The organism is Jiella soli (assembly GCF_020615385.1).
In the GTDB taxonomy this organism is placed as follows: Bacteria; Pseudomonadota; Alphaproteobacteria; order Rhizobiales; family Rhizobiaceae; genus VKMB-3413.
The window spans coordinates 191848-211604 of the sequence record NZ_JAJAVB010000002.1; the positions used below are offsets into that span (position 1 = coordinate 191848).

At 65.6% G+C, this 19757-nt stretch carries 20 protein-coding genes; 13 read left to right on the forward strand and 7 right to left on the reverse strand.

Features of this window, described 5'->3' with window-relative positions; translation table 11 throughout:
* Both LH400_RS01235 and rpoZ read right to left on the reverse strand, forming a co-directional pair.
* Positions 1–939, reverse strand: a 939-nt coding sequence (locus LH400_RS01235; RefSeq protein ID WP_229150827.1) for a RelA/SpoT family protein, incomplete at its 3' end; no start/stop codon positions are given.
* A gap of 124 nt (positions 940–1063) precedes the next feature.
* Complete coding sequence (rpoZ, locus tag LH400_RS01240) at positions 1064–1489, reverse strand: DNA-directed RNA polymerase subunit omega (protein WP_229150828.1); 426 nt, start codon at positions 1487–1489, stop codon at positions 1064–1066.
* A 253-nt stretch (positions 1490–1742) separates the two neighbouring features.
* On the opposite strand from rpoZ, the gene LH400_RS01245 reads away from it, so the two are divergent.
* A complete protein-coding gene (locus LH400_RS01245; RefSeq protein WP_229150829.1) occupies positions 1743–2336 on the forward strand; it encodes a LabA-like NYN domain-containing protein in 594 nt (197 codons plus the stop codon).
* A 139-nt stretch (positions 2337–2475) separates the two neighbouring features.
* Positions 2476–3153: a uracil-DNA glycosylase gene (locus LH400_RS01250; protein ID WP_229150830.1), complete on the forward strand. Its 678-nt coding sequence runs from the start codon at positions 2476–2478 to the stop codon at positions 3151–3153.
* 120 nt (positions 3154–3273) lie between these two features.
* On the opposite strand, the gene LH400_RS01255 is transcribed toward LH400_RS01250, so the two are convergent.
* Both LH400_RS01255 and LH400_RS01260 read right to left on the reverse strand, forming a co-directional pair.
* The gene (locus LH400_RS01255; RefSeq protein WP_229150831.1) at positions 3274–3615 is read right to left on the reverse strand and encodes an SPOR domain-containing protein; all 342 of its coding nucleotides are present in this window, start codon (positions 3613–3615) and stop codon (positions 3274–3276) included.
* 168 nt (positions 3616–3783) lie between these two features.
* Positions 3784–4365 carry a DUF4189 domain-containing protein gene (locus tag LH400_RS01260; protein ID WP_229150832.1) on the reverse strand — a complete coding sequence of 194 codons (582 nt, stop codon included), beginning with the start codon at positions 4363–4365 and terminating at the stop codon, positions 3784–3786.
* 101 nt (positions 4366–4466) lie between these two features.
* Here LH400_RS01260 and LH400_RS01265 point away from each other — a divergent pair, with 101 nt between their 5' ends.
* From LH400_RS01265 to LH400_RS01280, 4 genes are all read left to right on the forward strand, one after another.
* Positions 4467–5276, forward strand: a complete 810-nt coding sequence (locus tag LH400_RS01265; RefSeq protein ID WP_229150833.1) for a transglutaminase-like domain-containing protein — start codon at positions 4467–4469, stop codon at positions 5274–5276.
* Between the two features lie 734 nt (positions 5277–6010).
* A complete protein-coding gene (locus LH400_RS01270; protein ID WP_229150834.1) occupies positions 6011–7975 on the forward strand; it encodes a mechanosensitive ion channel family protein in 1965 nt (654 codons plus the stop codon).
* Between the two features lie 99 nt (positions 7976–8074).
* A complete protein-coding gene (locus tag LH400_RS01275; RefSeq protein ID WP_229150835.1) occupies positions 8075–8608 on the forward strand; it encodes a gamma carbonic anhydrase family protein in 534 nt (177 codons plus the stop codon).
* Positions 8609–8711: 103 nt separating this feature from the next.
* Positions 8712–9839: a pyridoxal phosphate-dependent aminotransferase gene (locus tag LH400_RS01280; RefSeq protein ID WP_229150836.1), complete on the forward strand. Its 1128-nt coding sequence runs from the start codon at positions 8712–8714 to the stop codon at positions 9837–9839.
* Positions 9840–9869: 30 nt separating this feature from the next.
* Here LH400_RS01280 and LH400_RS01285 read toward each other — a convergent pair whose 3' ends face one another.
* A complete protein-coding gene (locus LH400_RS01285; protein ID WP_229150837.1) occupies positions 9870–10142 on the reverse strand; it encodes a hypothetical protein in 273 nt (90 codons plus the stop codon).
* Positions 10143–10710: 568 nt separating this feature from the next.
* On the opposite strand from LH400_RS01285, the gene LH400_RS01290 reads away from it, so the two are divergent.
* A complete protein-coding gene (locus LH400_RS01290) occupies positions 10711–11049 on the forward strand; it encodes a DUF2147 domain-containing protein (protein WP_229150838.1) in 339 nt (112 codons plus the stop codon).
* Between the two features lie 274 nt (positions 11050–11323).
* Here the strand turns inward: LH400_RS01290 and LH400_RS01295 are convergent, their stop codons facing one another.
* On the reverse strand, positions 11324–12034 hold the full coding sequence (locus LH400_RS01295; RefSeq protein WP_229150839.1) for a glutathione S-transferase N-terminal domain-containing protein: 711 nt from the start codon (positions 12032–12034) through the stop codon (positions 11324–11326).
* 226 nt (positions 12035–12260) lie between these two features.
* On the opposite strand from LH400_RS01295, the gene LH400_RS01300 reads away from it, so the two are divergent.
* The 3 genes from LH400_RS01300 to LH400_RS01310 all read left to right on the forward strand — a co-directional run bounded on the left by LH400_RS01300 (position 12261) and on the right by LH400_RS01310 (position 15060).
* Complete coding sequence (locus tag LH400_RS01300; RefSeq protein WP_229150840.1) at positions 12261–12452, forward strand: hypothetical protein; 192 nt, start codon at positions 12261–12263, stop codon at positions 12450–12452.
* Positions 12453–12515: 63 nt separating this feature from the next.
* Positions 12516–14000 (forward strand): AMP nucleosidase, encoded by a 1485-nt coding sequence (locus tag LH400_RS01305; RefSeq protein ID WP_229151231.1) that lies wholly within the window; start codon positions 12516–12518, stop codon positions 13998–14000.
* A 7-nt stretch (positions 14001–14007) separates the two neighbouring features.
* Entirely contained in the window at positions 14008–15060 is a 1053-nt protein-coding gene (locus LH400_RS01310; protein WP_229150841.1) for an endonuclease/exonuclease/phosphatase family protein, read from the forward strand.
* 252 nt (positions 15061–15312) lie between these two features.
* Here LH400_RS01310 and LH400_RS01315 read toward each other — a convergent pair whose 3' ends face one another.
* Complete coding sequence (locus tag LH400_RS01315) at positions 15313–16974, reverse strand: electron transfer flavoprotein-ubiquinone oxidoreductase (protein WP_229150842.1); 1662 nt, start codon at positions 16972–16974, stop codon at positions 15313–15315.
* 218 nt (positions 16975–17192) lie between these two features.
* Here LH400_RS01315 and LH400_RS01320 point away from each other — a divergent pair, with 218 nt between their 5' ends.
* From LH400_RS01320 to LH400_RS01330, 3 genes are all read left to right on the forward strand, one after another.
* Positions 17193–17522: a DMT family transporter gene (locus tag LH400_RS01320; RefSeq protein WP_229150843.1), complete on the forward strand. Its 330-nt coding sequence runs from the start codon at positions 17193–17195 to the stop codon at positions 17520–17522.
* Between the two features lie 93 nt (positions 17523–17615).
* Positions 17616–18578 carry an exopolyphosphatase gene (locus LH400_RS01325; protein WP_229150844.1) on the forward strand — a complete coding sequence of 321 codons (963 nt, stop codon included), beginning with the start codon at positions 17616–17618 and terminating at the stop codon, positions 18576–18578.
* A gap of 160 nt (positions 18579–18738) precedes the next feature.
* Complete coding sequence (locus LH400_RS01330) at positions 18739–19632, forward strand: uracil-DNA glycosylase (RefSeq protein WP_229150845.1); 894 nt, start codon at positions 18739–18741, stop codon at positions 19630–19632.
* The last annotated feature ends 125 nt before the right edge of the window (positions 19633–19757 follow it).

Here is a 19757-nt window from a genome sequence, read left to right on the forward strand (position 1 = left end):
GGGGCCGACGATGGTGGTGTGCAGCGAGCGATAGTCGTTCTGCTTCGGCGTCGAGATGTAGTCCTTGAACCGGCCCGGCACCATCGGCCAGGTCCGGTGGACGATGCCGAGCGTGCGGTAGCATTCCTCCTCGGTGCCGACGAGGACGCGGAAGCCGAAGATGTCGGACAACTGCTCCAGCGACAGCGCCTTGCGCTGCATCTTGGAGAACACCGAGTATGGCTTCTTCTGGCGGCCGTAGACCGTCGCCTCGATGCCGTCCCTGCGCAAACGCTCCGACAGGTCCTGTTCGATCGCAGCGATGGTCTGGGCGTGCCGGTCGCGCAGCTCCGAGAGGCGCTGGGTCACGGTCTCGAAGGCTTCGATATTCACATGGCGGAAGGCGAGATTTTCCAGCTCCTCGCGCATGTCCTGCATGCCCATGCGCCCGGCGAGCGGGGCATAGATGTCCATCGTCTCCTGAGCGATGCGGGCCCGCTTCTCCGGCGCCATGTGGCCGAGCGTGCGCATGTTGTGCAGGCGATCGGCGAGCTTGACCAGGAGCACGCGGATGTCGTCGGCGATCGCCAGCAGGAGCTTGCGCAGGTTTTCCGCCTGCGCCGCCTTCTTGGAGACGAGGTCGAGGCGCTTCAGCTTGGTCAAGCCCTCGACAAGCTGGCCGATCTTCGGACCGAAGAGCTGGTCGATCTCCTTGCGGGTGGCGTCGGTGTCCTCGATCGTGTCGTGCAGGAGCGCAACCGCGATCGTCGCCTCGTCGAGATGCATCTCGGTGAGGATCGCCGCGACTTCCAAGGGGTGGGAGAAGTAGGGATCACCGCTGGCGCGCTTCTGGGCGCCATGCTTCTGCATGGCGTAGACATAGGCCCGGTTTAGCAAAGCCTCGTCGAGATCGGGCTTGTAGGCCGCGACCTTCTCGACGAGTTCGTATTGGCGCATCATCGGCTTGTGGCGATCGCCTCACTTCTGGAACGCGACGGAAAAAGGGCGCCACCACATTCGCGGCGACGCCCCCAATATAGGAACCTTCAGCAGTGCACCGAAAGTGTCGGCTCGCCGATCCGGTTCAAAAATCTTCCGTCTTCTCCGGCGGGACCAGTCCCTCGATGCCGGCGAGAAGCTCTTCCTCGGACATGCGGTCGAAGGAGACCGGCTCGTCCTCGTCCGCCCCTTGCGGCGCGGCGGCCTCGGTCGGCGCAGCCTCGCCGGCGATCCGGCGCTGATGCTGGGCAGGCTGCGGCTGCTGCTGCTCGGGCTCGTCGACCTCCACATGCTTCTGCAGCGAATGAATGAGGTCTTCCTTCAGATCGCCGGGCGACAGCGTCTCGTCGGCGATCTCGCGAAGTGCAACGACTGGGTTCTTGTCGTTGTCGCGGTCGACCGTGATCTGCTGGCCCTGCGAAATCTGGCGCGCCCTGTGACTGGCCAGCAAAACCAGCTCGAAGCGGTTTTCGACCTTATCGACGCAATCCTCTACGGTGACACGGGCCATGCCTGTCTCCTGGCTCAACCGAATTCGATGGTGAAGGACAGCACATAGACCTTTCCCGCACGGCTCACAAGGCCCCTCGTGATCGCAGTGCGGAAAGTCGGGGAAATGCCCCGTTGGCAACAGGCGACACACCGCTTATTGTTTGCCGGGCTTAATGCGGATTCGCATCGCGGATGACCGCGAATGGCCGTCGGATTCGACGCCTCACTGCCTTTGTTTCATCACCAACGCCATAATCACGGAAGTTGCCTCCATGCAGTTCGATCAACGCGAAAAACTCGCCCTCTTCATCGACGGGGCCAACCTCTACGCGACATCGAAGAATCTCGGGTTCGACATCGACTACAAGAAGATGCTGGTCTGGTTCCACCAGCATGCGTATGTCCTGCGCGCCTACTACTATACCGCGCTAGTCGAGGACAACGAATATTCCTCGATCCGGCCGCTGATCGACTGGCTCGACTATAACGGCTACCGCGTCGTGACCAAGGCGGCCAAGGAGTTCACCGACCAGACCGGACGGCGCAAGATCAAAGGCAATATGGACATCGAACTCGCCATCGACGCGATGGAATTGGCCGACACGGTCGACCATTTCGTGCTGTTTTCCGGCGACGGCGACTTCCGTTCCCTGGTCGAGGCATTGCAGCGCAAGGGCCGCAAGGTCTCGGTCGTCTCCACCCTGTCGACGACGCCGCCGATGATCGCCGACGACCTCCGGCGGCAAGCCGACCATTTCATCGATCTCGTTTCGCTGAAGGGCGATATCGGCCGCAATCCGGCCGAGCGCGAAGCGCGCATGGCCCGCCGCGCCGAGGTCGAAGCCGAAGACGCCGACGACTATTGAGCCAGCCCCAAAAAGGGATCCGCCCTCTCATCCGGGCCCTCTCATCGGGCCTTCGCTTCCGACCTTCCTGACCGTTTGGCGGAAACCGCTCGGCAGGCGTCCGGATCGAAGTGACAGTTATGGAACGTAATCCATCAGCATGACCGATGCTCTCTCTTCCGGCGGCGACGCAGAGGCCGAGCCCGACCGCGACTGTCCGCTCTGCCCGCGGCTCGTCGAGTTCCGAGAGATATGGCGGGAGCGCGAACCCGGCTGGCACAACGCGCCAGTGCCGAGCTTCCTGCCGGCCGACGGACCGGATGCCGTGCGGCTGCTGGTCGTCGGCCTTGCACCCGGCCTCAGGGGGGCGAACCGGACGGGCCGGCCCTTCACCGGCGACTATGCCGGCGACCTCCTCTATGCGACGCTTTCGCGCTTCGGCTTCGCCAATGACCGGTTCGACGCACGGCCGGACGACGGGCTGGAACTCAACGGGACGGCGATCACCAACGCGGTGCGCTGCGTGCCGCCGGAGAACAAGCCGGTGGGCGCCGAGATCAACACCTGCCGCAGCTTCCTCTCGGCGACGATCGCCCGCTTCGCAAAGCTCCACGTCGTCGTGACGCTCGGCAAGATCGCGCATGATTCGACGATCCGCGCCCTCGGCACACGGCTCGCCGACGCGCCATTCCGGCACGCAGCCGTCGCCGAGATCGGGGATCTCAGCGTCGTCTCGAGCTATCATTGTTCGCGCTACAACACGAATACCGGCCGGCTGACGGAAGAGATGTTCGTCGACGTGTTCCGAAAGGTCGCGGAGCGTCTCGGCACGAACTGATCGTACGCGGCATAGGCAGCGGGCCCGCCGGCGTTCCATCTAACGGTCCGCCGTTCCGTCCGGACGTGGATTTCCGCCGCCTCCGACGGCGTTTGCGACGGGTCTCGCGCGACCTCCCGATCAGTAGAAGCAGCGGTACCCCGCATAGGCGTCGCCGATCCCTTCGCGGCGGAACTGGCTCGCCCGGCGTTCGGCCGCGCGCCGGCTCATCGGGCCGCTGCCGACCACAACAAGCCCGCTGCCGGCACTCGGGCTATCGGAATTGTCGAGTTCCAGGACCTGCGCACCGAGCCGGTTCGCCCGCCTGCGGGCCGCGCGGTGATTGCCGAAGGCGCCGGCAAAGGCATAGTAGCCGCAGGCTTCCGCAACCCGGATCTCGCCGCTCGCGGCAAAGCTTTCGGCGGGCATCGCCGCCGCAAAGGCGGCAAGAACGAGAGCAGTCTTGAGGCGGTGGAAACCCATCGCATCCTCCCTTCGCGGGACCTCAGCGGAACCAACTTCCGCAACGTTAGACGAGCCTCGCCATGCTGTCACCCCGAAGTCTCGCGGGATCGCAAGAGACCGACGATCCATGCAGTGTCTCTGAGGCGGCGTCCACCGTCGCGGACAGGGCCGAAGATACCAGGTTCGTCAGCGACTGCAGTGCGTGACCAGAACCGAGCAGTTCGACGTATGCCGCGCGCACTGACCGAGAGCCTTGCGCGAAGCGACGCGCGGGGACGAGCCCCAGGCGCTGCCCCATCCGCCGCGATGTCCGACGGCGACGGCCCCGCAAGCCTTGGTGAACCAGATCGCCGTCCGACATCCGCGGCTGCGCGCCGAACATTCGCTCAGCGCCCGGCGTTCCGCCGCACGTCGGCTCGGATAGTCGTGGGAGAAACCGAAGGCGCCGCTCGACTGGGAATAGGCAATAGCCCCGTAGCCGGCAAAGGCCGGCGATGCGCCCACAAGCAACAACAGGACCGCCGCCGCAGCGGAAACCTTGCAAGAGAACGAAGACATCATCGTCATATCCAGTTTCGAAGACCCCGTCAGATATTGCGCGATACTGCCCCCTTCGACAACACATTCCTTCAGGAATTTGGAGCGAGTGCGATCGTTTGGGTCGACGTCGTTATCGATCACCCGTGTCGCCGGCCCTGCATTGATGGCGGACGGTGCGCACACCCGGCCCCGGTGGATTCGTTCGCATTCGTGCAGAAGTTCTGTCATGAAGAAGGAAGGCTTATTGCAGCGCCATATCTTGCGGCGCCTGTGCGGCCTCCGTCTCGGCTGGCGAGTGCGGCGCGATGGCTCCCGAAGAGGACTGTGCGATGAGGATCCATCTGGGCTGCGAACTGGGCTACCAGTTTCCGAACCCGACGCCGATGATCGTCAATCTCAATGTGCACTTCTCCCGCGTCGGCGCATTGGAGAGGCCGGACCATCTCGTCACGACGCCGGTCGTTCCCATCACCAGCTATCGCGACAGTTTCGGCAATTGGTGCAACCGCCTCGTCGCCCCGTCCGGCGTCTTCACGCTCGGCACGGACGGCGTGATCCACGACGATGGCCTGAGCGACCCGGTGGGGCACGACGCCGTGCAACACAAGGTCGAGGATCTTCCCTCGGACACGCTGCTCTATCTGCTCGGCAGCCGCTATTGCGAAACCGACCTCCTGTCGAACGAGGCCTGGCGGCTGTTCGGCGAAACGCCGGAGGGGTGGGCGCGCGTTCAGGCGATCTGCGACTTCGTCCACAACCATGTCTCCTTCGACTACATGCAGGCGCGCGCGACCCGCAGCGCCGCCGAGACCTATCGCGAGCGCGTCGGCGTCTGCCGCGACTACACGCATCTCGCGGTTGCCTTCTGCCGGGCGATGAACATTCCAACACGCTACTGCACCGGTTATGTCAGCGATATCGGCCTGCCGCCGCCTTATGCGGAAATGGACTTCGCCGCCTGGATGGAAGTCTATCTCGGCGGCCGCTGGTGGACCTTCGATCCTCGCAACAATGCGCCGCGATGGGGACGCATCCTGATCGCGCAGGGACGCGACGCGTCCGACGTGCCGCTCACCCATACTTTCGGGCCGAACACTTTGACCGGCTTCAGGGTCTGGACCGACCAGATCGACGGGTAGGCCGCTCGGGAAGGCGGAGACAACCTCCGCAAGCCGCTTCGATCGTCCGGCACGGCGCTCGGGCGGCGCAGCCGCTGCAGGACCAACCGGGGCCGAGCTTTTCGGACTCGGTCGCAGACCTGCGGTGCTCGATTCAGGCAATTTTCAGCGTCGGCGTAAGATCCCGGTACCGGACCGCGAAGTATCGCGGGTAGTATCGGGAACCGACGATCCGTGATCGCCGGACGGATCGAAGGATCGGGGGCATGCGCGAAGGCAAGGCGGAGCAGATGGTTTCGCGGACGCTCGTTCGGCGTCTCACTTCGGCATTGCCGTGCGGGCGGCGGATGGCGGAGCGCCTCCGCCAATGCCTGCCCTCGGCAGTGCTCGCGCTGTGGCTCGCCCTTTGCAGCAGCACTGCCGTCGCACAGGAGGTGCGCGAGCCGCGGATCGCTCCGGCGGCAACGGCTGAAACTTCGCAGCCTGTCGCCCCGTCTGCGCAGCCGGCGGCGCCCCCCGCCGCGGCCGCACCGTCGACCACCGCTCCGACGACCGCTTCGGCGGAGGGTCCACTCCCGGCCGAGATCGACAGTCTGGCGCGGCTCCTCGCCGACCCGCGTGTCCAGACATGGTTACAAGCTCAAGCCGCCGCGCTTCAGCCCGCAGCGCCGACGGCGGCCGGTTCGACACCGGCCGGACCGGCAACGCCCCGAGGCGCCGGAACTGCGGCCGCCGGCGAGGGCAATGACGACCTCATGATGATGGAAGGCGCGATGATGATGGGCCAGTCGATGGCCCTCGTGCCGAGCCAGTTGCGCTCCGTCCGCGGCTTCCTTCGCGCGCTTGCGGATGCGGTGCCGCAGGTTCCCGCCGCCCTGTCGCAGGCGGGAAGCGTCCTGCGCGCCGATCTTGCCGGGCGCGAGCCGATCACGATCGGCTTCCTGATCCTCCTGTTCGTCGGCTGCGGCGTCGGAGCCGAACAGCTCCTGGCGTGGGCGATGACCGGCTTTCGCCGGCGCCTGACCCTCTTGCCGACGACGACCGCGGAACAGAGGCTTCGTGCCGCCGGCATCCGGTTGTCCTACGGATTCCTGCTTCTGTTCGCCTTCGCGGCAGGCAGTCTCGGCGTCTTTCTCCTGTTCGACTGGCCGCAGCATCTGGGCCGCCTCCTGCTCCTGGCATTGCAGCTCGCGCTCATCGTCCGGCTGGCGCTGCTCTTGTGCCGGTTCCTCATTGCACCCGGCGCGCCGCGCTTCCGCATCGTTCCGATGGCGACGCGCACGGCCGAGTTCTGGTTCGTCTGGTCTGCCGTCATCGTCGGGTATTTCTTCGCCGCGCAATTCGCGCTGGAGATCCTGCGCGCTCTCGCCATGCCGCGGATCGAGCTCCACGTCGTCGGCATCGGCCTCGGGGTCGGGCTGCTCGCTCTTGCCCTCCTGATCCTCTGGAGGGCCCCGGATCGCGAAACCGGCGAGCGCGAGATCGCCGCCAAGACCGGCGATCTCCGGATCTGGGCGCTGAGCTTCGCCCTTCTCGTCACCTGGCTCCTGCTCTTCACCGGGTCGACGCGCCCCTTCTACGTCGCCGTGATCTGCCTCGTCGGCGCCGCCCTGTTGAAGAACGCCCGGCTCGCCGTCAGGAACCTCATGGCCGTGCCGGACAGCGCAGGGACCGGCGAGCCGGTCCCGCAGGAACAGTCGCTGAAGACGCTGACGATCGAACGCGGCGTCGCCACGCTGATCCTGCTCGTCGGCATCCTGTTTCTTGCCACCGTGCTGCATGTCGGCCTGGCCCAGCCGAAGCTTCCGGAAACGCCGCTGCGCTGGGGCCTGCGCGCCGCCGTCAACTTCGCCGTCGTGGTGCTCGTCACGCTGTTCCTGTGGCGCTTTGCCGAGGCCTGGATCGACCGCAAGATCGCAGCCTCGGAGAAGCACGCGAGCGCCGGGCCCGGCCATGGCCAGGCCAACCGGCTGCGCACCATGCTGCCGATCCTGAAGAACCTGCTTCTCTTCGTTCTCGCCATCATCGCGGTGTTGACGGTGCTCTCCAATCTCGGCGTCGACATCGCGCCGCTGCTCGCCAGCGCCGGGATCTTCGGCATCGCCCTCGGGTTCGGCGCGCAGACGCTGGTCAAGGACATCATCGCCGGCCTGTTCTTCTTCGTCGACGACGCCTTCCGGATCGGTGAGTACATCGAAAGCGGCAACATCCGCGGAACGGTGGAGTCCTTCTCGCTGCGCTCCCTGAAAATCCGCCACCACCGTGGCGCGCTGCACACTGTTCCGTTCGGATCGCTCGACAAGATCACGAATTATTCCCGCGACTGGGTGATCGACAAGCTGGAGATCGGCGTCACCTACGACACCGACATCGCCAAGGTGAAGAGGATCATCAAGGAGATCGGCAAGCGCCTCGCCGAGGAGCCGGAATTTGCGCCTCATATCATCGAGCCGCTGAAGATGCAGGGCGTCGACCAGTTCGGCGACTTCGCGATCAAGCTCCGGATGAAGATGATGACCAAGCCGGGCGAGCAATTCGCGATCCGGCGCGCGGCCTACGACCTGATCAAGAAGCGGTTCGCCGAAGAAGGCGTGTCCTTCGCCTTCCCGACCGTCACCGTCTCCGGACATGCGCCGGACGATCGGTCGGCGCGCGCCGCCATCGCCCAGCAGGCAATGGAACTGACGAGGCCTCCGGCGGCGGCACCGGACACGCGCTGACACGGCGCGCCGGAAGCTCAGGCAGCAAATGCTTGACCGCCGCAGGCCGGTGTCGCAGGGTCCCGCGCCGATCGAGGAGAAACGGCTGGGAGGACGAGGATGGCGATTTACGCATTGGATGGCGAGCGGCCGGACCTGCCCGGGGACGGGGACTATTTCGTCGCTCCGGGCGCCCATCTCATCGGACGCGTCCGGCTCGGGCCGGGCGCCGGGATCTGGTTCGGCGCGGTCGTGCGCGGCGACAACGAGTGGATCGAGATCGGCGCGGCCACGAACATCCAGGACAATTGCGCCCTGCATTCGGACATGGGTTTTCCCCTGACCATCGGCGCCGGCTGCACGATCGGCCACAGCGCCATCGTCCACGGCTGCACGATCGGAGAGAATTCGCTGATCGGCATGGGCGCGACCGTCCTCAACGGCGCGAGAATCGGCCGGAACTCGATCGTCGGGGCGAATGCCCTCGTCACCGAAGGCAAGGAATTTCCGGACAATTCGCTGATCGTCGGCGCACCGGCACGCGCTGTCCGCACGCTCGACGAGGCAACAGCGGCGAAGCTCAAGGAATCGGCGGCTCACTATGTGGCGAATGCCCGGCGTTTCGCAAAGGGCCTTGAAAAGCTGACCGACTGAGCGCTGCGCCGAGCTCGCCCCGCCCCGCGACTTCGGTCGGCCGGGCCCTCTCCCCCTGCGCCTCTTCCCCCTGCCCCTTCTTTCTCTTCGTTTCGGACCGCCCATGCCGCTCTTCACGCCGCTCGCCCGCTCTCTGCCTGCAACCGTCCCCTTCGTCGGTCCGGAGGCGCTGGAGCGCCGGATGGGGATCCGTTTTGCGGCACGGCTGGGTGCCAATGAGAGCGTCTTCGGGCCCTCGCCGAAGGCCGTGGCGGCGATGGCGGAGGCGGCCGCCGGCAGCTGGGCCTATGGCGACCCGGAACTCCACGACCTCAAGCATGCGATTGCGGAGCATCACGGGATCGGTCCCGAAAACATCGTCGCCGGCGAAGGCATCGATGGGCTGCTCGGCTATCTGATCCGGCTGGCGGCGGGGCCCGGCGACACCGTCGTGACTTCGCGCGGGGCTTATCCGACCGTAAACTACCATGTCGCCGGCAATGGCGCGGCGCTCGACTTCGTACCCTACCGCGCAGACGATCACGAAGATCTCGACGCGCTCCTGGAGCGGGCGCGCAGGACACGGGCAAAGCTCCTCTATTTCGCCAATCCCGACAATCCGACCGGCAGCTGGCACGACGGGGCGGCAGTGGAGCGGCTGATCACAGAGTTGCCGGAGGAGACCATCCTGGCGCTCGACGAAGCCTATGGTGACCTGGCACCGGCCTCGGCGCTGCCGCCGATGTCGCTGATGCGACCGAACCTCGTCAGGTTCCGCACCTTCTCCAAGGCCTACGGCATGGCTGGCGTCAGGATCGGCTATGCGGTCGGAGAGGCCGCGACGATCGCCGAATTCGACAAGGTCCGAAATCACTTCGGCGTCTCGTGCATCGCGCAGGCCGGGGCGCTCGCGGCGCTCTCGGACCAGGCGCATCTTCGCGAAACGATCGGGGCGATCAAGGCTGCCCGTACGGAGCTGTCGCACATCGCATCGCGGTGCGGCCTGACGCCCCTGCCCTCGGCGACGAACTTCGTGGCGATGGATTGCGGCGGCGACGGCGTCTATGCGCGCCGGCTGCTCGACGCGATCCTGAGACGCGGCGTCTTCATCCGGATGCCCGGCGCCGAGCCGCTGGACCGGATGATCCGGGTGACGGTCGGGCGGCCCGAGGATCACGCCCTGTTCGAGCGGGCGCTCGCGGAGGCGCTGGCGGAGGTCGACAAGCCTGAGGCCGTACAGGTCGCCGGATAGGTCTGCGAGGCGATTGGCGGGTTCGAAGTCTCAGTGGCGGGTGAGCCAGTCGCGGGCAGAGCGAAGCGCGCGGCTGATCTCGGCCTTCGACAGCTGGCTGGCGACGTCCTGGCGATGGAAGGCGGCCTCGACGTAGCCCTTGCGGTCGGCAAGGTTGAAGTACATGTGCGCGGCGACGAGGTCGGCGGCGCCATCGCGGCCGGAAGCCGCGCGCATGCCGAGTTCGAAGAGGATCTCGCCCTCGACGAAATGGGCTCCGTTCGTCTCGGCGTTCTCGAAGGTCTCAAAGTCGATGCGGGCCATTGTCTTCGCTTCCCTGTTGCGATTGCTTGGCTTTCGATGACCCGAGAATGGCGCCAAGACTTGAAGACGCGCTTAAATGTTTCGATTAATTCGAACTAAATGCCGAACATCGCGGGCGCTCGGTGAGCCCGTACCAACCCACTGACAATTCTGCAGTTTTTGACCGAATTCGGCGACAGAACAGGCTCTGAGCCTTTACCTCGCATTCACCGCGACGCAACGTCAGGCGATCCAGATCATCCGCGTTGGGTCAGACCGTGGGTGGTTCCTGCAAGAAGCCCCACGACAATTGCGGCCCCCGCGCGAGCGCCGCGTCCTTGGCGGTCTGATCTGCCGTACGGACCGGCCGAAGCGCCGGTAGTGCCCTGATCGCCTGTGCCTGAACGAAGACGTGTCGGTCTCCCGGCTTCGATCGGGCGGCTTGTCACGCGACGGGGCAGTTAAACCCATGCGACAATCCATGGCCGGGCCGGTAACATTTCCGGAACCCACTCGCATTGTCACAATTCCTTCTCTAACTCCCGCCCCACACGGGTCCCAAACCATCCATTCGACGGAAAGCATGACAATGAAGACTTCAATCCTGGCACTCGCCACAATTTTCGCACTCTCCACACCCGCCCTTTCGGCCGAGCCCATCGTCGGCAAGTGGCGCGCTCCCGGCGGCGGCATCGTTCGCGTTTCGCCCTGCGGCGACGCCTTTTGCGCCACGGTCATCAGCGGCGAACACAAGGGCAAGTCGGTGGGCCAGATGACCGGCAGCGGCAAGACCTACAAGGGGTCGGTGACCGATCCGCGTGACGACCGCACCTATTCCGGCACGGTCTCGATCAGCTCCGGCAGCCTCAAGCTCACCGGCTGCGCGCTGAAGATCTTCTGCAAGACCCAGACCTGGATCCGGATCTAGGGTCGAAACGGGCCGACACGGCGTTCGGCTGCTCTCTGAGCGAGGGCAAGCCATTGCCGAAAGCGCCGCTGTGATTTCCGAAGCGTCAGCGGACGCCGCCTGGCGGTTTCTCCCGTGACATCGCGGACATTGCCCTGCAGCCGACACACCGACGGGACGTCGGCATGAACAAAGGCGCCGGCTCCTCGCCGACGCCTTTGCTTTTTCGAGCCCTCATTTACGCTACCACCGCATCCCTCTGCAGGATCGGCGGCTCGCGGTGCATCCGCCGCGGTCAGCGCGCCCGCTGGCCGAAGAGCACGCCCTGGGCGTTCTTGTCGGTGGCGAGGTTCATCTTCTCGCGCTCGGCCTGACCGACCGCCAGGCCCTTCTCCACCGCCGGCCGCGCCAGAAGTTCTTCGAACCAGCGCTTCAGATGGGGGAATTCCTCGATGTCCTGCCCCTGGTTCTTGTAGGGCTTGACCCAGCCGACCGAGGCCATGTCGGCGATCGAGTATTCGGCGCCGCCGAGATAGGCGTTGGCCTCCAGCCGCTTGTTCATCACGCCGTAGAGCCGGTGCACCTCGTTGGTGTAGCGGTCGATGCCATAGGCGATCTTCTCCGGAGCGTAGTTGCGGAAGTGGTGCGCCTGGCCGGCCATCGGGCCGAGGCCGCCGACCTGCCAGAACAGCCATTCGTCGACCGCGACACGGGCCCGCTCGTCGCTCGGATAGAACCGGCCGAACTTGCGCCCGAGATATTGCAGGATGGCGCCGGACTCGAAGACCGAGATCGGCTCGCCGCCCGGCCCCTCCGGGTCGACGATCGCCGGCATTCGATTGTTGGGCGCGATCTTCAGGAAGTCCGGCCTGAACTGGTCGCCGGCGCCGATATTGACGAAGTGCACGTCGTAGGGGACGCCCAATTCCTCGAGCATGATCGAAATTTTCCACCCATTGGGCGTTGGCCAATAGTGTAGCTCGATCGGGCGGGTCTGCGTTGCCATGTGCGCTCCTAGAAACCGGTCACATTTGAAACGAATCTTCTTTCGGCGGCTTCATGAACACCAAACCGCCATGATGTTGTCGCGACCTAGTGCGTGGGGGAATGCCCGCCCAGGCGGGACATCTGCCGACACTGCGTTCATGAATTTGAACCGGAGCTGTCGCAGGAGATCAGCTTCGCTTCAGACGCATCGTGCAATGACAGATCAAATGGCTTAGGGGAACGTCATGATGACACGCCTTACGATCGTCACCACGCTCATCGGCCTCTTCGGATTCGGCCTGAGTTATCTTGCGCAGCAATCGCCGGTCACCACCGGCAGCGCGGTCGCTTCCGCGGGAGGCGGCGACTGTGACTATACGAGGGGAATCGTCTGCCAGATCGAGCGCGACAATCGCGGCCCGACCGTGAATTTTTAGTCGCGATCGTCTTCCCGACGCCATGGGCCACGTCTAAAGAGGGCCATGGTTCAGTTCGATCCGATGCCCGACGACATCGCCGTGGAGACGCCGCCTCCGGCGCGTCCGCAGGCATTTGCCGATCCCGAAGCCGCGGTTGCGGAGCTGATCCGGCTCTATGATCGCTCGGTCGCCTTTCTGTCGGCGAGTTTCGACGCGCTCATCGCCAATGGCGAGACTGTGCGCCGCTATCGCGCCTTCTATCCGCAGGTCTCCCTGCGCACGACGTCTCATGCGCGCGTCGATTCCCGCCTCGCCTTCGGCCATGTCCCTCGGCCCGGCCACTACGCGGCGACGGTAACGCGCCCGCAGCTCTTCGAGCGGTATCTTGTCGAGCAGATCGGCCTGTTGATCCGCAATCACGGCCAGGCGGTCACGGTGGGCGACTCTTCCACGCCGATCCCGCTGCACTTCGCCTTTCCCGAAGGTGCTTATGTCGACGGGTCCCTCGCCGAGAAGCTCGGGCGGCCCCTGCGCGACATCTTCGACGTGCCCGACCTCGAAGCGACGGACGACCGGATCGTCAACGGCAATTTCGAGCCCCACCCCGGCGAGCCGATGCCGCTCGCCCCGTTCACGGCTCAGCGGGTCGACTACTCGCTGCACCGGCTTTCGCACTATACGGCGACGCATCCGGCGCACTTCCAGAACTTCATCCTGTTTACGAACTACCAGTTCTATGTCGACGAGTTCTGCGTGCTGGCGCGTGAGCTGATGCGCGAGGGCGGCAAGGGCTACAGCGAATTCGTGGAGCCCGGCAACCTCGTCACGGTCGCGGGCGAGGCGCCAGCCGGGCCCGGCCTCGTTCCGCAGCGGCTGCCGCAGATGCCGGCCTACCACCTGAAGCGGGCCGACGGTCACGGCATCACCATGGTCAATATCGGCGTCGGCCCGTCCAACGCCAAGACGATCACCGACCATATCGCGGTCCTTCGCCCGCATGCCTGGATAATGCTCGGCCACTGCGCCGGCCTCAGAAACAGTCAGGAGCTCGGCGACTACGTTCTCGCCCATGCCTATGTCCGTGAGGATCATGTCCTCGACGCCGACCTGCCGCTCTGGGTTCCGATCCCGGCGCTCGCCGAGGTCCAGGTAGCGCTGGAACACGCGGTCGAGGAGGTCACCGGTCTTTCCGGCTACGAGCTGAAGAAGATCATGCGCACCGGCACGGTCGCGACCATCGACAACCGCAACTGGGAACTGAGGGACCAGCGCGAGCCGGTCGAGCGGCTGTCGCAGTCGCGGGCGATCGCGCTCGACATGGAGTCCGCGACGATCGCCGCCAACGGCTTCCGCTTCCGCGTCCCCTACGGCACGCTGCTCTGCGTCTCCGACAAGCCGCTGCATGGCGAACTGAAGCTGCCGGGCATGGCCACGGAATTCTACAAGCGCCAGGTCGCGCAGCATCTGAAGATCGGGATGCGGGCGCTCGAACTGATGTCCGAGCTGCCGTCCGAGCGCGTCCATTCGCGCAAGCTGCGCTCGTTCTTCGAAACCGCCTTCCAGTAGAGCGCCGATGGACCGGACACGCGTCTCGGATCGCTGCCGCGTCGGCCGCACGCTGACCCTGGCCGCGACGCTCGCCTGCAGCCTGGTCGTGGTTTGCGGTTATTTCGGCGACATCGTGCCGTTCTTCGATACGCTGGCGCATTTCCGGGCTCACGCAGCGGTCCTGCTCGTCCTGTGCGGGCTGGCCCTCGTCCTCGCCCGACTTCCGCTTGCCGGGCTGATCGCGGTGGCGATCGCGGCCTACGCCTCGCTGAGCGTCGCGCCCTATCTGCTGCCGGGAACGAAGGCTACCGCGGCCGCCGGGCGCTCGCCCTATTACACACTCCTGCAGATGAACCTGAGATGGGACGCTCCGGATCCGTCAGCCGCGGTGCAGCTCATCGGACGCCTGTCACCGGACGTCGTCACGCTGCAGGAGGCGAACGGACAGTGGCCGGCGATCCTCGACCGGCTCGCGGACCGCTATCCCTACCGCTTCGCCTGCAAGGGCGCGCACGCGGTCCCCGACGCGACAATCCTGTCACGGCGCCCGTTCGTCCTCGACGAGCCCGGCCAGTGCGGGCCGCAGGGGCGCTTCGCCGCGCGGCGGATCAATCTCGGCGGTCAGCCGGTGACCATCGTGTCGCAGCACATGCGCTGGCCCTGGCCGGGCGGCCAGTGGCACCACCTCTCAAGCCTTCAGGGCGAGCTTCTCGGGCTCGAGCCGCCGACGCTCGTCGCGGGCGACTTCAACGGCACCCCTTGGGGCGCCGTGGCGCGCCACTATGCGGAGCTGACGAACACACGGATCGTGCCGCATGTCGGGGCGACCTGGCTGGTGAGGCCGCTCACCGGATCGCTCGGGCCGATCATCGGCCTGCCGCTCGACAATGTCCTGGCGTCGCCGACGATCCAGATCATCAGCGTCGAGCGGCAGGAGGCGACGTCCTCGGACCATCTGCCGCTGTTCGTCACCTTCACCCTGCCCGAGCCGGTGCCGCAGATCCAGCCCACCTCGCGGGTGGTATCGGGCAAGTCCTTGCCCGCATCGACGCGAACCGAATTGGGGCGCGCTGGCTGATCAGACCGCGGCATCTGCGTCTTTGCAGCCCTCGTCCCGATCGGTTATGGTCATTTCGCAATTTGCCCATAACCAGGCATCAGCGATGCACCCATGGCGCGATGCCATATCGCACAGCCTGTCCTCGCTCTCTGACGCCTCACGCGACGTGGTCGGGAAAAGCCTGACATCCGGACTGAAAGATCTCGGCGAAGATCCCGCGCAATTCGCCCTGCCCCTGAGAGCGAATTGAGACCCTGGGCCTCAACCGCCTCACATCACCTGATAGACCGGTCCCTCGCAGCCCTGTGGCGGCACCCAGTTGATGTTCTGGTTCGGATCCTTGATGTCGCAGGTCTTGCAGTGGACGCAGTTCTGGCCGTTGATCACGAACTTCTCCTTGCCGTCCTCCTCGACCCATTCGTACACGCCGGCCGGGCAGTAGCGCTGCGAGGGGCCGGCATAGACGGCGAACTCCGAGGAATGCTGGAGTTCGGGGTCCTTCACCTGCAGGTGGACCGGCTGGTCCTCCTCGTGATTGGTGTTCGAGAGGTAGACCGAAGACACCTTGTCGAAGGTCAGAACGCCATCCGGCTTGGGATAGGTGATCGGCGCATGCTGCGCCGCGGGTTCGAGGCAGGCATAGTCCGGCTTGCCGTGCCTTCGCGTGCCGAAGAAGGAGAAGCCGAACAGCGAGTTCGTCCACATGTCGAGACCGCCGAGCGCGATGCCGAGCATGGTGCCGTAGCGCGACCAGAGCGGCTTGACGTTGCGCACCGGCTTCAGGTCCCGGCCGATCGGCGAGGCGCGCCACGCCGCGTCGTATTCGGAAAGCCGGTCCTGCGAGCGTCCGGCCTTGATCGCGGCCGCGGCTGCTTCCGCGGCGAGCATGCCCGAGGTCATCGCATTGTGGGCGCCTTTGATGCGCGGCACGTTGACGAAGCCGGCGGAGCAGCCGATCAGCGCGCCGCCGGGAAAGTCGAGCTTCGGCACCGACTGATAGCCGCCCTCGGTGATCGCCCGCGCGCCATAGGCGATACGCTTGCCGCCATCCAGCAGTTCGGCGACGTCGGCATGCGTCTTGAAGCGCTGGAATTCTTCGAAGGGCGAGAGATAGGGGTTCTTGTAGTTCAGATGGACCACGAAGCCGACATAGACCTGGTTGTCGGCGAGATGGTAGAGGAAGGAGCCGCCGCCGGTACCGTCCGACAGCGGCCAGCCGAAGGAATGCTGCACCCGGCCGGGCTGCGACTTCTCCGGCGAAATCTCCCAGAGCTCCTTGATACCGATGCCGAATTTCTGTGGCTCGCAGCCGTGGTCGAGGCCGTAAGCCCGGATCAGCTCTTTGGCGAGCGAGCCGCGCACGCCCTCCCCGATCAGCACATATTTGCCGAGAAGCGCCATGCCGCGCTGGTAGTTCGGCCCCGGCTCGCCGGACCGTTCGACCCCCATGTCGCCGGTCGCGACGCCGATGACGCGGTTGGACTCATCGTAGAGAATTTCGGCCGCGGCAAAGCCGGGATAGATCTCGACGCCGAGCGCCTCGGCCTTTTCCGCCATCCATTTGCACACGAGGCCGAGCGAGACGACGAAATTGCCGTGATTGGCCATCAACCTCGGCATCAGCGCATTGGGCAGGCGCAGCGAGCCCTGCGGCCCGTAGAAATAGAAGCGGTCGTCGGTGACCGCCGTCTTGATCGGCGTCTCCTCCTTTCGCCATTCCGGCAGCAGACGGTCGAGCGCCGAGGGATCGAGCACGTTGCCCGACAGGACATGCGCGCCGACTTCGGCGCCCTTTTCGAGGACGACGACGGTCAGTTCCGGGTCGATCTGCTTCAGGCGGATCGCGGCCGCAAGGCCTGCCGGACCGGCCCCGACGATGACGACGTCGAACTCCATCGCTTCGCGTTCGGGCAGGTTCTCGGCTTCGCTCATCGTCATTCCTCGCAGCAGTGATCCAAGGTCGCCAGTCCCACGACCCTTCCGTCCGGCAGAACCGCCGGACTGATCCGAGTTCTAGCCGGAGCGGCTCCAAGGTCAAACGCCGCCCTTTGCGCCTGCGTCATCGAAGAGGCGCGGACTGGCGCCGCGAAGGCCCCCGGTGCTAAGGGGTGCGGACTATCCCCGACCAGCCCAGACACGGAGCAATTGCCTTGAACGCGATCTATCTCGGCATTGCCATCGTCTGCGAGATCATCGGCACCACCGCGCTCAAGTCGACCGCCGGCTTCACCCGCCTGACGCCGGCGCTCGTCACCGTCGTCGCCTATGTCTTCGCCTTCTATTTCCTCGCACTGCCGCTCCGGACGCTGCCGGTCGGCATCGTCTATGCGATCTGGTCCGGCACCGGGATCGTCATCCTGGCGCTGATCGACCTCCTCTGGTTCCGCCAGCCGATCGATATGGCCGGGCTGGCGGGCATCGCGCTGATCCTCGCCGGCGTCCTCGTGATCAACCTGTTCTCGCACAGCGTCGGCCATTGATGGCGTCGGCCCGGCAACGAAAGGACGTCGCGTAACCTTGAATTAGCGATCGCGCGATAGCGTGCAGCCTCGATCCAGCATTGAGGGTGAGCCATGTCGTCCAAGAAATTCCGCCTCGTCACGCGCAGCGACTTCGACGGCCTCGTCTGCGGCATGCTCCTGAAGGAGCAGGACCTCATCGACGAGATCACCTTCGTGCATCCCAAGGACATGCAGGACGGAAAAGTCGCGATCACCGAGCGCGACATCACCACCAATCTGCCTTACGTTCCCGGCGGCCATCTGGTCTTCGACCATCATTCGAGCGAACTCGAGCGCGTCGGCGAACAGCCCGACAACTACGTCACCGACCCCAACGCCGCCTCTGCGGCCCGCGTCGTCTACGAGTTCTACGGCGGCCCGAAGGCCTTTCCGCGCATTCGGCCCGACCTCATGGAAGCCGTCGACAAGGGCGATTCGGCCCAGTTCTCGCGGGACGAGATCCTCAATCCGAGCGGCTGGGTGCTGCTCAACTTCCTGATGGATTCGCGCACCGGCCTCGGCCGCTTCCGCAATTTCCGGATCTCGAACTACGAGCTGATGATGCAGCTCATCGACTACTGCCGCGACCACAGCGTCGAACAGATCCTCGACCTTCCGGACGTGGCCGAGCGCGTCGACCTCTATCGCGCCCACGAAGCGAAGTTCAAGGAACAGCTGCAGCGCTGCGGCCGCGTGTACGGGCCGCTCGTCGTCCTCGACCTGCGCGACGAGGAAATCATCTATGCCGGCAACCGGTTCATGATCTACGCGCTCTATCCCGAGTGCAACATTTCCATGCATGTGATGTGGGGCATGAAGCGGCAGAACACCGTCTTCGCCATCGGCAAGTCGATCCTCGACAGGAGCTCCAAGGTCGACGTCGGCGAGATCTGCCTCGGCTATGGCGGCGGCGGGCATCATGCGGCCGGCACATGCCAGGTCGCCAACGAGGTGGCGGAGGGCGTGAAGTCGCAGCTGGTCGAGACGATCAGCCGGACCCGGCCGCGTCGCCAACGCCAGCTCCTGAGCGCCTGACGGCCAAGGCGTCCGAGGCCGGACCTCGTCGTTGCGGCAGTCGGTCGATGAGCCTGCCGCGATGTCCGAACGGGACGGCTTGGCTCGACCGGCGCCGGCCGGCGCCTCGAATTGCCAGGAACCGGTCGCCCTCGCCCGCGCCATGCACTAGAAGCGTCTCATGAGCGCCGAGACCCCCCTCCTGACCCGCGACGCGGCGATCGCGCTTCTCGAATGGTATCGGGAGGCCGGTATCGACGCGCTCCTGGAGGAGCGTCCGCGCGACCGTTTCGCCGAGACGGCCGCCGAGAGCGCCGCCCGCCAGTCCGCTGCGGGAGCCAGTGGCGCAAAGCCCGTCGCACGCAACGATCCGGCGCCCGAACGCGCCAGCGCGCCTGCTCCAGGTTCCGGTCCGGCATCAGAGCCGAGCGGCGGCTTTCCGGCGATACGGGTTGCGGTGCCGGACGATCTTGCCGTCGCCGATGCGCGCGAGCGCGCCCGTTCGGCGGAGAGCCTCGCCGAGCTTCAGGAGGTCCTTGCCGCATTCGACGGCTGCAATCTCAGGATCAGCGCCAAGACCACGGTCTTCGGCGACGGGCCGGACGTGGCCGAGCTGATGTTCGTCGGCGAGGCACCGGGACGGGAGGAGGACATTGCCGGGGTCCCCTTCGTCGGCCGGTCCGGTCAGCTCCTCAACCGCATGCTGGAAGCGATCGGGCTGGAGCGCGAGGCCGTCCGCGTGACCAACACCGTGCCCTGGCGACCGCCCGGAAACCGGCCGCCCACCCCCGCGGAGACGCAGATTTGCCTGCCCTTCGTCCAGAGGCAGATCGAACTCGTCCGGCCGAAGATTCTGGTCTGCCTCGGATCGCCGGCGGCGAAAGCCATCCTCGGCGCGCAGGAGGGCATCATGCGCATTCGCGGAAAATGGACGCATTACAGTTTCGGTCTGGAGGCGAACCAGACGATCGCGGCGACGGCGATGCTGCATCCGGCCTATCTCCTGCGCCAGCCGGCACAGAAGCGGCTCGCCTGGCGCGATCTCATCGCGCTGAAGGCGCGGCTCGCCGAATAGGGCGAGCGACTCGCAATCGCCATCGAAGCGTCCGCATGCCGTCACGATTTGTCGGCATTCCTCCTCTCGTCAAATCGCTCACGAAGGCATAGGTGCTGCGGACGCGAGTCGGGCCGAATCGACTC